Source organism: Pseudomonas sp. MD195_PC81_125, from assembly GCF_014060985.1.
Classification (GTDB): Bacteria; Pseudomonadota; Gammaproteobacteria; order Pseudomonadales; family Pseudomonadaceae; genus Aquipseudomonas; species Aquipseudomonas parakoreensis.
This window is the reverse complement of the sequence record NZ_JABULD010000512.1, coordinates 1-14,893: the sequence shown is the minus strand read 5'-3', so window position 1 is coordinate 14,893 and position 14,893 is coordinate 1. Positions and strand designations below refer to the sequence as shown.

At 60.1% G+C, this 14,893-nt stretch carries 12 protein-coding genes and 4 pseudogenes; 8 read left to right on the top strand and 8 right to left on the bottom strand.

Annotated features, from left to right (window positions below):
* On the bottom strand, positions 1–287 hold a 287-nt coding region (locus tag HT737_RS20505; RefSeq protein ID WP_182403900.1), incomplete at its 3' end, for a phosphate-starvation-inducible PsiE family protein.
* 323 nt (positions 288–610) lie between these two features.
* The gene (locus HT737_RS20500; protein WP_182403899.1) at positions 611–1,330 is read right to left on the bottom strand and encodes an autoinducer binding domain-containing protein; all 720 of its coding nucleotides are present in this window, start codon (positions 1,328–1,330) and stop codon (positions 611–613) included.
* A gap of 155 nt (positions 1,331–1,485) precedes the next feature.
* On the opposite strand from HT737_RS20500, the gene HT737_RS20495 reads away from it, so the two are divergent.
* The 5 genes and pseudogenes from HT737_RS20495 to HT737_RS20475 form a co-directional block, all read left to right on the top strand.
* On the top strand, positions 1,486–2,040 hold the full coding sequence (locus tag HT737_RS20495; protein WP_182403898.1) for an acyl-homoserine-lactone synthase: 555 nt from the start codon (positions 1,486–1,488) through the stop codon (positions 2,038–2,040).
* Between the two features lie 138 nt (positions 2,041–2,178).
* Positions 2,179–3,423: an AfsA-related hotdog domain-containing protein gene (locus HT737_RS20490; protein ID WP_182403897.1), complete on the top strand. Its 1,245-nt coding sequence runs from the start codon at positions 2,179–2,181 to the stop codon at positions 3,421–3,423.
* Complete coding sequence (locus HT737_RS20485; RefSeq protein ID WP_182403896.1) at positions 3,420–4,568, top strand: NADH:flavin oxidoreductase; 1,149 nt, start codon at positions 3,420–3,422, stop codon at positions 4,566–4,568. The genes HT737_RS20490 and HT737_RS20485 overlap by 4 nt, the downstream gene beginning before the upstream one ends.
* Positions 4,569–4,581: 13 nt before the next feature.
* Entirely contained in the window at positions 4,582–5,352 is a 771-nt protein-coding gene (locus HT737_RS20480; RefSeq protein WP_182403895.1) for an SDR family NAD(P)-dependent oxidoreductase, read from the top strand.
* Between the two features lie 188 nt (positions 5,353–5,540).
* Positions 5,541–5,795: pseudogene (locus HT737_RS20475) on the top strand (YebG family protein); the annotation flags it as partial.
* Between the two features lie 180 nt (positions 5,796–5,975).
* Here the strand turns inward: HT737_RS20475 and HT737_RS20470 are convergent.
* Positions 5,976–6,996, bottom strand: a pseudogene (locus HT737_RS20470) (Glu/Leu/Phe/Val dehydrogenase dimerization domain-containing protein).
* Between HT737_RS20470 and HT737_RS20465 the strand changes: the two are divergent.
* Complete coding sequence (locus HT737_RS20465) at positions 6,907–7,104, top strand: hypothetical protein (protein WP_182403901.1); 198 nt, start codon at positions 6,907–6,909, stop codon at positions 7,102–7,104. The pseudogene HT737_RS20470 and the gene HT737_RS20465 overlap by 90 nt on opposite strands.
* A 63-nt stretch (positions 7,105–7,167) precedes the next feature.
* Positions 7,168–7,972: pseudogene (locus HT737_RS20460) on the top strand (SirB1 family protein).
* Positions 7,973–8,023: 51 nt separating this feature from the next.
* On the opposite strand, the pseudogene HT737_RS20455 reads toward HT737_RS20460, so the two are convergent.
* The 4 genes and pseudogenes from HT737_RS20455 to hmgA form a co-directional block, all read right to left on the bottom strand.
* Positions 8,024–9,395: pseudogene (locus tag HT737_RS20455) on the bottom strand (MFS transporter).
* A 146-nt stretch (positions 9,396–9,541) separates the two neighbouring features.
* Positions 9,542–10,177 (bottom strand): maleylacetoacetate isomerase, encoded by a 636-nt coding sequence (maiA, locus tag HT737_RS20450; RefSeq protein ID WP_182403894.1) that lies wholly within the window; start codon positions 10,175–10,177, stop codon positions 9,542–9,544.
* A 12-nt stretch (positions 10,178–10,189) separates the two neighbouring features.
* The gene (gene fahA, locus HT737_RS20445) at positions 10,190–11,494 is read right to left on the bottom strand and encodes a fumarylacetoacetase (protein WP_182403893.1); all 1,305 of its coding nucleotides are present in this window, start codon (positions 11,492–11,494) and stop codon (positions 10,190–10,192) included.
* A 3-nt stretch (positions 11,495–11,497) separates the two neighbouring features.
* Entirely contained in the window at positions 11,498–12,802 is a 1,305-nt protein-coding gene (hmgA, locus tag HT737_RS20440) for a homogentisate 1,2-dioxygenase (protein WP_182403892.1), read from the bottom strand.
* Positions 12,803–12,967: 165 nt separating this feature from the next.
* Here hmgA and HT737_RS20435 point away from each other — a divergent pair, with 165 nt between their 5' ends.
* Positions 12,968–13,756, top strand: coding sequence for an IclR family transcriptional regulator (locus HT737_RS20435; RefSeq protein ID WP_182403891.1), 789 nt, complete (start codon positions 12,968–12,970; stop codon positions 13,754–13,756).
* Positions 13,757–13,808: 52 nt separating this feature from the next.
* Here the strand turns inward: HT737_RS20435 and HT737_RS20430 are convergent.
* Positions 13,809–14,893, bottom strand: a 1,085-nt coding sequence (locus tag HT737_RS20430) for a dermonecrotic toxin domain-containing protein (RefSeq protein ID WP_182403890.1), incomplete at its 5' end; no start/stop codon positions are given.

Here is a 14,893-nt window from a genome sequence, read left to right as displayed (position 1 = left end):
GCAGTGATCGCCACGTAGATCAGAAAGCGCACTGGCATGTGGTTGGTCTTGAAGTAAATCCCGACCATTGCGCCCAGTTCCAGATAGATGAACAGCAACAGAATGTCATCGATCTTGATGTGGCCTTCTTCGAGCATGCCGAGAAATTCCATCACCGCCGCCCACGCGGTCACCGCACCGATGGCGAACAGTGCCAGGTAGTGGAAGGTCTCGACAAACAGGTTGCCCAGGGACTCGGCCAGTTGATGCACGTTTTGCCGCAATTTCTCGGCCCAGTTGATTTTCACGATGATGTTCCTTAGCCCGATGCGAGCGGATGATGCCGGTTGGACGTGACGGTTTTCCGTATGCGCTGTGCGCCATGCAGAAACGAGGCCACGCATCATGGCGAGACGGCATGAAACCTGCGCCGTGGCGTTTGGTCGCACCGTTGAACAGACACCGTCGACAGGAATGATTGTGACGATCCAACTAAAGTTTCTTGATAAGTTCGTTACGCTGAAAAGGCATTAGCTTATAAATGAAATATTATTAACCGGGTCATTCTGTGAACTCGCGCACACTCCCCCGGTAATTCACCAGTTAGTTATCGAATAAATTACTCGTGTAATTATTTCCAGAGCAGGCCCATCAGCGAAGCTTTAACGGCCGCGGCGATTTTGTTTTGGCAACCGAGTTTCTTCAGGCAATGGTTTATATGGAAGTTTACGGTCCTTTTGCTGATGCCGAGGATCACCGAAACATCGTCCGATGACTTTCCGTCAGCGGTCCATTGCAGAATTTCCTTTTCCCTTTGCGACAGTTCTATCGGTACCGGGATTACCGAATCGGCGCCGCGCATTTGCAGGCGCGTCAGGCCCAGATGGGTGATCTGGGCCAGCCATGAAAGCTCTGCCTGCTTGGTTTCGAGTTCCAGTGCGGTGATCGCTTCGCTGCCCCGGGCAAACGTCACCAGCCCTTGAGTTTCGCTGTTCAGCAGCGTCTGCCCCCAACCTTCGCAGATTCCATGAGCATGCGCTTCCTGCCAGAAGTCGTGCGCTTGAGCCTTGAGTTCAGCATCCCACAACACCGGTCTCACGCTGCGCATTGCGCGCATCACGTAAGGGTCGATGTCCAGGTAACGATTGGCGGAATAGGCAGCTTGCCAGGCCGGCGAATAGTTATTGGCGAGAAAAAGGCAAGGTTTGGTGATGGGGAAAAGCCTGCGTGAACCATAGGCCACATAATCAAACTCCAACTGCCTGGCAACGGTCTTGATATTGTCGAACAACAACTCGACATCCGTTGCAGACATGGCGTTTTCCAACAGTTCAGCCTGCCAATATGACATAGAGATTCCTTTCCCACAGTTATTGCTGTCGGCCTCTTGCCAACATGCCTAGCATATTTCCAAATGTTTCCGCTAGCTGTCAAGGGTGACAGGTAGTCTGCGAGCGCAGTGTGCACTTTAATCGCCACCCAACCAATCACTAAACGGAATCTGTGATGGATTACTTGTCAGGACGTTATGACCAGTTGACGACAGTAAAGCGTCAACGCTTGGCTCAATATCGCTATCAGGTCTTTGTCGAACGCCTCGGCTGGCAATTATCAACACCGGACGATTTCGAGTTTGATCAGTTCGACCACAGCGGCACCCATTACATCGTTGCGCAAGAAGAAGACGGCAACATCAAAGGGTGCGCACGCCTGTTGCCGACCACCCAGCCATACTTGCTGAGTGAGGTGTTCACTACGTTGCTCGGTGACCAGCCTGCACCGAGCGGTGATGACATCTGGGAGCTGTCGCGCTTCACCTCACTGGACCTCGATGCCGAGGGCGGCAAAAACGAACAAGTGATGTCTGACGAAAATACCGTCGGCCTGTTCATGGCCACGCTCGAGTACGCCCGAACCTGCGGTGTTTCACATCTGGTGTCGGTGTCCCCGGTTGCCATCGGCCGCCTGCTCAAACGCGGCGGCATTGACTACAAATGGCTGGCGCCGCCACAGGTCGTGGACAACCGAACCCTCGGCGCCTGCTACATCACGGTGCAGTAAAACTGCCCGACACGCGATAACAAAAAACACGTCAACTGAAGCTGCCGACACGCGTCGAGCAGCCCCTTTCGGTGTGGGTCGATTTCACGCCATGGATAGCAACTGCCTTAAACCAACGTTCAACACAGAGGGATGATCATGATCGACATGCACAGGAAAGTTGCCAAAGACATCGTCCACAAGGGCCACGATGACGATGTGCTGATTTACGACGCTCACCACTTGCTGCCGGCCTGGTTGCCTGCCGCCATCGTGCAACGGGCGAACCTTGATCCGATGGATCTGGAGATAATCAATCAGACCTATCGGCTGGACAGCGAGCGCCTGGTGCTGCGTTCACTGCCAACCATCATCGAGCTGCAGGCGCTCGAACAGGCGGGCCTGTCGGACTGTCTGCCGGAACTGCTGACGAATTACGAAAAGACCACCGACCACCTGATCCTCAGCGGCGTCTGGGTGCTGGAAAGCACCGAAGCCAAACTGGCTCGACTGCCCGGTTGCGACAACGGCCTGAGCCTCGATCAGCGCCGGCAGGTGCATGATGTCCTGAAAACCCTGGACGGCTGCCCGCAGCAGGGTCTGCTGTATTTCACCCTGTTCAACGACACCGCCAATTACTTTTTCTACCGCAAGCACCACGAGCACGTGCCGGGCCTGATGCTGATCGAAGCGGCACGCCAAGCGATGTATGCACAGTTCTACGAGCACAGCGGTTACGCCCGCGGCGAGGTGTCGATTTCCATCGTTGATCTGCTGTCGAGTTTTCCCCGTTACACCGAGTCTTCGTTTCAGGTGGATGTGCTGGTCGGCGACTACGAAGGCATGGCGCAGCCACGGGCGCGCAAGGTCGACAAGCGTGCGCGCTTCTTTCAGCGCGGCGAACTGGTGGCCGACATTCGCCTGCATGGCGAAGTGATCAAGATGCCGGTGTTCAAGCGCATGCGGAATATCAACATCGACCCGGCCTGCTGGTTCCGCCCGCTCAAGGGCATACGCCATGAAGTGCTGGTGCGCCTGGATTCCGGGCGTCACCTCTCCGCCCGTCTGCAGCTGCTGTCGATGGCCGGCCTGCAAGTGCAATGCGACAGCCCGCTCGACGCCTCCGAGCGCGGCCACGTTTACCTGTATCTGGAAAGCGAAGGGATGCTCAGTCTGCCGCTGCAATCGCTGCACGCCAGCGACGCGACAAAGGCCGGCACGCTCAAACTGCATCTGGCAGAGCTGGATTCGCCGTTGCGCTTCAAGTGGCGCGAAGTGCTCAAACAGTTCGCTTACTTCTCCCACGAAGAAACCGCTCCGGCCCCGGCGCCCGCTCTCGGACAACCGGTGTGGATGACCTTCGATCAGACCAGCGCAATGCCCGAACACAGGAAGGAAGCATGATGACGCGCTATCCCCACGTGCTGGAGCCGCTGCGGCTGGCCGGCGGGCTGGAGTTGCGCAATCGGCTGTTCTTCGCGTCGATGGGCGTGGACCTGGCCGATCACAGCGGGTGCGTGACACCCGCCATGATCGAGTTCTATCAGGGCATCATGGAGGGCGGCTGCTCCATGGCGTTTCTGTGCAACGCCACGGTCTCGCCGCAGTCACGCTTACAGAGCACCGGGCTCGGCCTGTTCGAGGCGCATCAGGGTGAATCGCTCAGGGCGATGTTCGCCATGGCCGAGCAGGTCAACACGCCGGTGGGTGTACAACTGCAGCATTACGGTGGTCAAGGCACCACCACGCACACCGGGGTTGCCGTGCTGACCCCGAGCGGCGTGCCCTGCCCGCGCGTGTCGAAACTTGATCCGGATTATCGCGTGCGGATCATGGACGAAAGCGACATCGCCCTGGTGATCGAGCAGTTCGCCCATTCCGCCTGGCTGGCCTGGACCAACGGCGCACGCCTGGTGCAGTTACAGGCGTCCAACGGCTACCTGCTGAGCAGCTTTCTTTCACCGCACACCAACAAGCGCACCGACCGCTATGGCGGCAGCGAAGAGAACCGCGCGCGGCTGTTGCTTGACGTGGTCAGGGCCATCCGCGAGCGCACCCAGGGCCAACTGATTGTCACTATTCGTCTGGGCATCGACGACCGTCTGGGCGCGGGAGGGCTGCAATATCCGGACATCAAGGAAACCGTTCAAGCGCTCTGTCAGGCCGGCGTTGCCGCGCTGGAATGTTCGATGTGCATGGGCGCGACTTTCGGCCAGTTGATCGTGCATTCGGAGACCATGGACGCCTACCTGCAAGCCGGCGTGCGGGCGATAAAGTCCGTGGCGACAGTGCCGGTGGGTTACGCCGGTTTCATTGACGGTCTGGACAAGGCCGAGCAGTTGCTGGCCGACGGCGTATGCGATTGGGTGGGCATGTCGCGGGCGCTGTTTGCCGACAACGACCTGATCAACAAAACCCTGCAGGGCCGCTCCGCCGATATCCACAAATGCCGGTGGGACAGCCAGTGCTTCAGCGACAAGAGCAATCCGCGACTGGATCGGGTGTATTGCTGCGTGAACCCGAAATATCTACGCCCCGCGTTGGCATAAGGAGATGCGACATATGTACGATTTTCTGGGAAAAGTATGCCTGGTCACCGGCGGCACCAGCGGCATTGGCGAGACCGTCAGCGAACGCCTGATCAAGGCCGGCGCCGATGTGATCGTGTTCGGCCGGGACGAGGAAAAAGGCGCGGCGCTGGCCGATCGGCTGGGTGAACACTGCCGCTTCATCGCCTGCGATGTCGGGGATCCGGCGCAGGTCGAGCAGGCGTTCGCGAGCATTCGTTCGGCCTACGGCCGCCTCGATTGCGCGTTCAACAATGCCGGCGTGACCGCCAAGTACGGAGCGCTCGCGCAATCGTGCCCGGATGACTGGATGAAGGTGATGAACATCAACGTCAACGGCACCTACCACTGCATGCGCCATGAACTGCAACTGATGCTCGACCGCGGCACCGGGGCCATCGTCAACACCTCGTCCTGCGCCGGCGTGGTACCGATTGGCGGCCAGGTGGCCTATGTCGCCAGCAAGCAGGCGATCAACGGCATGACCCAAGTGGCGTCGATCGAAAATGCGCGGCTGGAAGACAGTGGCTGCATTCGCGTCAATGCGGTCGCCCCGGGACCGATCCTCGGCGGCATGAACAGCGAGGCACGCCTGAAAGCCGCACCGGAAAACACCCAGCGCAAAATCAACGTGACGTCGATGAAACGCTTCGGCACGGCGGACGAAGTGGCCAACGCGGTGCTCTGGCTGCTCAGCGATCAGTCTGCTTACGTCACGGGTGTGATCATGCCCATCGATGGGGGGTACGCCAGCGGCAAGTTCTGAAATCAAACAAACCAACGACCCGCCGCGTGCGGGTCGTTTTGTTTGAGGGGCGTGAATCAGGAAAATCGCCGAATCCGGTCTACATTGAAAAGCCACTACCCAAAGCGCAGGGATTCGCTTATCCTTTCGCTGTATATAAATACAGTAGTCGCTAAGACAACTAAATGTGAAGGCATGTGAGGTGGTGAATGGCCGTCGAAGTGGTATACCGCAGCAGCCGAGATCTGGAGCGCTTGTTCATGGATAAAGCCGAAGCTGACCGTCATGACAAAATGCTCGAACTGGCCGAGATGCTGTCCGAAGTGTTGCAAAAAGCCGTGCCGTCGCTGAACGAGCAACAGGTTGAAGAAGTCGGGATCTACATGGCGAAGAACCGCGATGTGTTCGCCAAGGCGTTCAAGAGCCAGCCTGATGCGCTGTCGGAGCTGATCAATGCACCGGCCGAGCCAGTGGCTGAAGAGACTGGGCCGGCAGAATCCGATGAAGCGCCGGTCAAACCGGCAAAAGCGGCGAAAGCTGCCAAGTAACAACGTTTTAATCGAAAAGATCGCAGCCTGCGGCAGCTCCTACAGGGAATACGCATTCCATTGCAGGAGCTGCCGCAGGCTGCGATCTTTTGCTTTTCAGCGATACAGGACTTTCTCCGCCAACTCGTCCGCCACCCGCGCCGGCGAGCGTTTCTCGGCCTGCGCATGGGCAAACACTTCGGTCAGTCGCGAGGAAATCTTCGACAGATGCGCAGTGATCGTCCCCAGCTCCTCACCGCGATGCTTGAGCGAGACATAAATCAACCCGCCCGCGTTGATCACATAATCCGGCGCATACAGAATCCCCCGACGCTCGAGTTGATCAGCCACATCCAGATGCGTCAGTTGATTGTTCGCCGAACCGGCCACCGCCGAGCAGCGCAATTGCGTCACCGTGTGACTGTTGAGCACCCCGCCGAGGCCGCAAGGCGCAAGGATGTCGCAGGGTGTGCTGAGCAAGGCGTCGTTGGCGATCGGATGCGCGTTGAGCTGTTCCATCGCCAGTTGCACCTTGCCGTGGTCGATGTCGCTGACCAGCAATTCGGCGCCTGCCGCGTGTAGCTGCTCGGCCAGTGCATAACCGACGTTGCCCAAGCCCTGAATCGCCACGCGCAAGCCTTCAAGATTGTCGCTGCCCAGCCGCGCCATGGCGGTGGCGCGAATGCCGGTGAACACCCCCATCGCCGCGTGCGGTGCCGGGTCACCGGCCGAGGTGGTGCTGGTGACATGCCGGGTCTGCTGGGCGATGCAATCCATGTCCGCCACCGACGTGCCGCTGTCGATGGCGGTGATGTAGCGCCCGTCGAGCTGCTCGATACAGCGCCCGAAAGCCTCGAACAGCGCACCGCGGTTTTCCACATGCGCCGGGCGTACGATCACTGCCACCCCCGCCGCCCTGGGCCAGTCCGGCCAGCGCCGCTTTGTAGCTCATGCCCTGCGCGAGGCGAATGGCGTCCTCGACTGCGGATTCGTCGTTGGGATAGGCAAGATAACGGCAACCGCCCAGGGCAGGCCCGAGGCGACTGTTATGAATGGCAATGACCGCCTTCAACCCGGTGACCGGGTCAACGCTGAGGTGCAGCGATTCCAGGCGAGTGCTTTGCATGAGAGCGAACATCGGCAGGCTCCCGAATCACTTCTGGTAGTCGCCAGTATAGCTTGCGCCCAAAAATTGCTGAAGCGCACCGGAATAAGCGTCGGCGCCAACGGCGACTTTGCGGCATAACCCGGCCGGTACTGGACGAATGGCACGGACGGGGCTAAAACGAGGCATGCCCCGGAGATTTCGATGAGTCCGCGCCAACGTTTTTTCGAGTGTCTGCACCGTTCACCGCCCGCACTGTTCGAAGCGGCGCTGTGGATGGCTGCCGAGCACGAAAAAGGCCTGGATGTCGAAGCACTGCAACAGGACTTCAAGGAGCTGCAACAGCGCGTCAGCCACGGTTTGCCGATGCTGCCAGTCAGCGAACTGGCGCAACCGTTGCTGCGGCGGATGAATGATCTGGGGTTCGCCCAGGATGATTTTTTTGCCGTTGCGCCCACAGGTCGCGTTGTTGCACAAGGTGTTGCAGACCCGTCGCGGCCAGCCACTGAGCCTGTCCCTGATAGCCCTGGAACTGGCGCGCAGTCTGGAAATTCCGCTGGTCGGCGTGAACTTTCCAGGGCATTTCCTGCTGCGGGTGCCCGGCGCTGATCACTTGCTGGATCCCTGCGGCGGTCGGCGGCTTTATCCGAATGATTGTCGCGAGTTGTTGCAGCGTCAGTACGGCGCACACATGAAACTCAACGCCGAGCATCTATTGGTCGCCACTCCGGTCCAAATGCTGCAGCGCCTGTCACGCAACCTGCGCCAGTTGCATCTGGCGCACGAGGATTACATCGCTGCGTTGATCGATGCCGAACGCGTGCTGGAACTGGGCGGTGCCAGCGCTGCCGATTACCTGGCTCGCGCCAGCCTGTATCAGCGCCTCGACTGCCCGAACGCCGAGCGTTTCGATCTGGAGCATGCGTTGCTGCTCAGTGACGATCCGATCCAGCGCCTGCGCCTGACCGAACGGCTCGGGCACCTGCCTCCGAATTCCGTGGTCCACTAATCCCTGTGTGGGAGCGCGCCTGCTCGCGAAGCAGGCGCCTCGGTTTATCCTTTAAACCGCGTTATCGTTCTTCGCGAGCAAGCTCGCCCCAACATTGGATTGCGGGATATCTGAGGGCGAACGCACCTGGATGATCAGCAGTGCCGCAATAACCGCCGGAATCGCGCAGAAGAAGAAAATCTGCGCCACCGGAATGTGCATCGCCAGCAGCAGGCTGCCAAACAGCGGCCCGAGGATCGAACCGAAGCGCCCTACCCCCAGCGCCCAGCCAGTGCCCGTGGCGCGCACCTGCGCCGGATAGAAGTTACTGGCGAAAGCGTTCAGCGTCAGTTGCCCACCGATGATGCAGAACCCGGCGGCAAACACGCAGGCCACCAGATAGCGCGGATTGTCGTGATTCAGCCCCAGCAGAATCGTGCACACAGCCGCCCCGGCCAACACTGCGCAGAGCAGGCGCACCTTGCGCTTGAGCCGGTCAGCGAACCACGCCATGCACACCGCACCCAAGGTGCCGGCGAACAGGAACATCGAGGTCACCAGATTGGCTTCATTGAGTTGCAGACCGCTTTCGAGCAACAGCGTCGGCAGCCAGCTGATCATGAAATACAACAGAATCAGGCTGACAAAAAAACGTCGCCCAGATCAGCAGGGTCGGTCGTGCATAACCGTTGCGGAACAGCTCGACCACGGTCAGTTTGCTGCCCTGCTCGCGCTCGTTCTGCTCGACCGAGGCGGCCGGTGGCTGCCAGTCCGGCAGCATTCGCGCGGTGACTTTGCGCAGGCGCGCATAGGGCGGTGCATCGCGCAGCAGTCGCGGCAGCGATTCCGGGAGCATCCACCACAGGAACGGGAACAGCAGCAGCGGCGTGACACCACCGGCAAGGAACACCGCTTGCCAGCCAAAGCGATCAATGAACCCTGCCGCAACAAAACCACCCGCCGCACCGCCAAAGGAAAAGCCGCAAGCGGCCAGCGTGACCATCAAGGTGCGCAGGCGCGGCGGCGAATACTCCGACATCAGGGCCATGGCACTGGGCATCGCGCCACCCATGCCGATGCCGCAAATGAAACGCGCGATCATCAGGGTATTCAGGGAATCGGCGAACACCATCAGCACCGTGAGGGTGGCGTAGATCAGCACGCACGCCAGCAGAATCCGCCGCACGCCGAAGCGGTCGGCCAGCGGCGTCACCGCGAGCGAACCCAGGGTCAGGCCCAACAGGTTGGCACTGAAAACCGGCCCGAAGGCGGCTTTCTCCAGGCCCCAGTCCTGCGCCAGGGCCGGCACCACGTAGCCGAGCACCTGGGCATCATAGCCGTCGGTGACCAGCAACAAGGCGAGCAGGATCAAGAGCAACCACTGATAGCGGGACACAGGACGGGCGTCGAGTGCCGCCCGGAAGCTGGCAATCTGGTTGTGCATCGCAAGGTACCTGTTTTGTTTTTATGATTTTTTAGGGACAACACGGACCCGAGGTGGGAGCGAGCCTGCTCGCGAAAGCGGTGTGCCAGCCAAAAGAATGTCTGCTGATACGACCTCTTCGCCAGCAGGCTCGCGCCCACAGGGTCTTACGGTGTATCGGGCTGGTTGGCCGGATGCGCCTTGATGAACGCCGGATGCTCGGCCGCCAACGCGGCTACGCGACAAATCCGTGGATAAGCCTCCAGCGAAACACCGAAGCGCTGCGCCGCGTACAACTGTGGAATCAGGTACACGTCCGCCACACACGGCCACTCGCCGAAACAGAAACCGCTGTCGCCGATCAACTGCTCGACGGTCGCCAGCCCCTGACTGATCCAGTGCGCAATCCACTCCACCACCTGCGGCTCTTCGTGGCCCAGCTGGCGCAGACGATTGAGCACGCTGACGTTGTGCAGCGGATGCACGTCGCAACCGATCACCGCCGCCACACCGCGCACATGAGCGCGGGCGGCGAGGTCTTCCGGTAGCAGCGGCTGCTGTGGATAACGCTCTTCCAGATACTCGATGATCGCCGGCGACTGAATCAGCAACTCGCCCTCATCCGTACGCAGAGCCGGCACGCGGCCCTGCGGATTGATCGCCAGATACGCCGCCTGCCGATGCTCGCCCCCGGACGGCGCAATCAGATTGACCGGTAGCGCGTTGTAGTCGAGCCCCTTCAGCGCCAGAGCGATACGCACCCGGTACGACGAGGTGGAGCGGTAATAGGTGTAGAGATCCATGAGCCGCTCCTGTCAGCGCGCCGCCAGCACTGTACCGCGGCATTCGCCGAAGCCGATCGAGGCAAAACCGTCTCGGGCGCAACGGGCGCGCAGGATGATTTCGTCACCGTCTTCGAGGAATTTGCGCACTTCGCCGGAGGCCAGTTCGATCGGCTTTTTGCCGCCCTCGGTGATTTCCAGCAAGCTGCCGAACTGACCGTTTTCCGGACCGGACAAAGTGCCCGAACCGAACAGGTCGCCGGCCTGCAACTGGCAGCCGTTGACGCTGTGGTGCGCGACCATTTGTGCGACGGTCCAGTACATGTAGCGCGTGTTGCTCAGGGTCAGGCGATGAGCCGGCAGATTCTGCTCGCGCATGGCTTCGGTGAGCAGCAGCACTTCCAGTTCGATGTCAAAGGCACCGCCCTCCTGATCGCGCTTGTCGAACAGGTAAGGCAGCGGCTGCGGATCACCTTCAGGGCGCGCCGGTTGTGCCGTGCGGAAAGGCTCCAGCGCTTCGGCCGTCACCACCCACGGTGAGACGCTGGTGATAAAACTCTTGGACAGGAACGGGCCCAGCGGCTGGTATTCCCAGGCCTGGATATCGCGGGCCGACCAGTCGTTGAGCAGGCAGAAACCGGCGATGTGCTCGGCGGCGTCACCAATCGCAATCGGCTCGCCCATGTCGTTGCCCTGACCTATCCAGATGCCCAGTTCCAGCTCGTAGTCCAATCGTGCGCACGGGCCGAAGGTCGGCTCGCTGGCACCGGCTGGCAGGGTCTGGCCTTTGGGGCGGCGCACGTCGGTACCGGAGGCGCGCACGGTGGAGGCGCGACCGTGATAACCGATCGGCACGTGCTTGTAGTTCGGCAACAACGGGTTGTCCGGGCGGAACAGTTTGCCGACGTTCTGCGCGTGTTCGATGCCAACGTAGAAGTCGGTGTAATCGCTGATGCGGGCCGGCAGGTGCATCTGGCAATCGGCAGCCAAGGGCAGCAGTTTTGCGCCTTGGGCTTCGATGGCGCCGCGATGGCTGCTGCCCTCGCTGAACAGTTCCAGCAAGCGCGTACGCAAGGCGACACGGGCTTCGCGACCGAGGTCGAAGAAGGCGTTCAACAGGCCGCCGTGCATGGCCTCGACCGCACTGCGCGCGGCACCGTCAAACAGACCGGCTTCAAGCGCCACTTGCAGATCGAAAATGTGTTCGCCAATCGCCACGCCCGCGCGCGGCGCCGAGCCGTTGATGCTGAATACGCCCAGCGGCAGGTTCTGCAACGGGAAATCCGCGTGGCCGTTGGCCGAAGCAACCCAGCTGCGGGTGATGGAAGTCTGAGTCATGGGTTATCTCCGGGTCGGGTCGAACGTGGCGGGCAGCGTGGCCCAGCAGGCGTCGTAATTGGATTGCAGTTGCGGGCAGTCGAGGGCGAAACGGCTTGGACGCAGCACCTGACTGGTCTCGAACATGAAGGCCATGGTGTTGTCGATCTTCGCCGGCTTGAGCTCGGCGTTGATTGCTTTGGTGCAGGTTTCGCCGTCCGGGCCGTGGGCGCTCATGCAACTGTGCAGCGAAGCTCCGCCGGGCACGAAACCTTCAGCCTTGGCGTCGTATTCGCCGTGGATCAGGCCCATGAATTCGTTCATCAGGTTGCGATGGAACCACGGTGGACGGAAGGTGTTCTCGGCGACCATCCAGCGTGGCGGGAAGATCACGAAGTCGAGGTTGGCCATGCCATGCACGCTGGTCGGCGAGGTCAGCACAGTGAAGATCGACGGATCAGGGTGATCGAAACTCACGGTGCCAATGGTGTTGAAACGGCGCAGATCGTATTTGTACGGCACGTTGTTGCCGTGCCAGGCGACCACGTTCAGCGGCGAATGATCGAGTTGGGTGCCCCACAACTGGCCGAGGAATTTCTGCACCAGCGTCGTCGGCTGCTGCAGGTTTTCGTAGGCAGCGACCGGCGCGAGGAAGTCCCGTGGATTGGCCAGACCGTTGCTGCCGATCGGCCCCAGATCCGGCAGGCGCAGCGGCGCGCCGTGGTTCTCGGCAACGTAACCGCGCGCCTGCGGATCAAGCAGTTCGACGCGGAATTTCAGACCGCGTGGCAACACGGCGATTTCCAGCGGCGCGACGTCGAGCACACCGAGTTCGGTGGCAATGCGCAGTCGCCCGAGTTGCGGCACCAGCAGCAGCTCGCCGTCGGCGTTGTAGAACACCCGCTCCATCGAGCGGTTGGCGCAATAGTTATAGATGCTGATGCCGGCAGGCTTCTCCGCCGCCGAGTTGGCGACCATGCCAACCAGGCCGTCGATGAAGTCGGTTGGCTCGGCGGGAATCTGCAGTGGATTCCAGCGCAGACGATTCGGGGTTACGTCACCCAGCGGGCCGCCGGCCAGTTGCCGCTCCAGTTTGACGAACGCCGGGTGATTGGCCGACGGTTGAATCCGGTACAGCCACGTACGCCGGGCTTCACTGCGGGTCATGGTGAACGCCGTGCCGGAGAGCAATTCGGTGTAGAGGCCGTAGGGCGCTTTTTGCGGGGAGTTCTGGCCGATGGGCAAGGCGCCAGGCAACGCTTCACTGCTGAATTCGTTGCCGAAACCGGACTGGTACGCCAGCGCCGACGCGTTTGAATCGAGGTTCATGGAGCCTCCTGAACAGGGAGTCGGCAGTGGCCCATCGCTCTGGCTCAGAGGTTTGCGCACGCCGGGGTTGTTATTATCGTAATTCAATTACGCATAACGTAATTTGCTCGCTATCCAGCGTCAAGCTATAAAGACGCCCATTCGTTTTCGGATCCCGGCCGCACCATGGAAAAAACCAGCGACAGCAATGGCAAACAGAAAGTCCGCTCCGCCGAGGTCGGTACCGACATCCTCAAGGCGTTGGCCGAGTTGTCGCCCTCCACCTCACTGTCGCGTCTGGCAGAGCACGTGCAGATGCCGGCGAGCAAGGTGCACCGCTATCTTCAGGCATTGATCGCCAGCGGTTTCGCCGAGCAGAACGCCGCCACCAACCATTACGGACTCGGCCGTGAAGCGTTGCGCGTGGGCCTGGCAGCCCTGAACAGTATGGACGTGCTGAAAGTCGCCGCCCTGCCGCTGTCCGAGTTGCGCGATGAACTGAATGAAACCTGCTTTCTGGCGGTGTGGGGCAATCAGGGTGCGACCGTAGTGCACATCGAGCCGGCGGTGCGCGCGGTGACGGTGGTCACGCAATTAGGTTCGGTATTGCCGCTGCTCAGTTCATCCACTGGCCTGGTGTTCAGTGCCTATCTGCCGCACAGGGAAACGGCTGATCTGCGCGCCCACGAAATTGCTAGCGGCGACCATCCGCTGGCAGAGGAAAACACCTACTCGGATTTATGCGAACTGATCCGCGCGCGCGGCCTGCACCATGTTCATGGTTTGCTGATGCCGGGAGTGGATGCGCTGTCGGCGCCGGTTTTCAATGCCGCCGGACACATTGCTGCGGTGCTGACCATCGTCGGGCCAACCTCGCTGTTCCACGCCGACGAAAACGGCCCGGCGGCGCAGCAATTGCTGGCGGCGGCGCGGGCCGTGAGTTGGCGGATGGGGTTTGAAACCCAGGGTATCTGACTAAGGGCACTGGCACGAACTACCGAACCGGTTATTCGTGCCGCCCATTGCCTCAGATCAGACGCGATGTGCTATTGACGGCCGACGGCGGTACAGCCACCGCTGTCAGATAGTTGATGCTCACCTCAACCCCCGTAACCGCCGCCACGAGGTCAGCGATATCGCGGATACTCGACAACAGCGCAAGCGGATTGACGGGAGTACCGATCGCCGCGACTTTGCCGACGTAAAGCGTGATTGCCCCTCTCCAGGCCGAAGCAAAGTGCGTATTACCCGCGGTGTCCAGGCCCTGACTGTAAGCGACAATGCCCTGAACGACAGATTGCGAGATACGCAGCACCGACACCACAAAACCCAGCGGCGGAATAACCATCGAAGCCACATCAAGGGCCAGATCGATCAGCAGGCGTGCATCTTTCCAGGCTGCTTCAGAGGGACTGGTCGTCTGGAAGTTCACATCACTGAGAATGTGTCCAATCATTTGGGTGTATTCGCGACGGAAACTCAATACCGGATAACTGTTTGTCAGTTGAGGTTGAGCGATTGGCGGCGCGCTCCTGGCGTATTTTTCCACCAGACTTTTTACAATCGCCTTGTGCTCCAGACGAACCAGTTTCAATGCCGCTGACTTGCATTCATGGCCAAGTCGAGAAGCCAACTGATCCAGCGGAAAGAAATCCTTCCCATCGAGTGTATTGGGCACGTAGATCATGAACTCGTCTCGGCCGTTGACCTCGCGCCCGAAAACGTAGGCACCTGTCAGCACTCTGCCCGCCAGCGTCAACTCATAAACCCCTGCTCCCGGAGCGCCGCCAACAGTGATCGCACCGTCGCGCGGCAAATCATGATCGAACCCGCTGATCAGTTTCTGCAGCCAGTCGAACTGATCCTGCGACAGCTCGCCCTTGATTTTCTGCAATAACGCCGTCCTGAGCATTTCATTCTGCTTTGTCTTTCGATAAAGACTGACCTTCAGGCTGACGTCGGGCGCACTCAGGAATTTATCTTTCAGGTATTGCGCATATTTCTCACCCGGAAGCAGGTCAATTAACTCGTTGATGACTTGGGCATTCAGCTGGGTAATCGGTTGATTGGTAAATGTCCAGAACGAGGCGGTTCTTAACTGTTCCTGCAAAG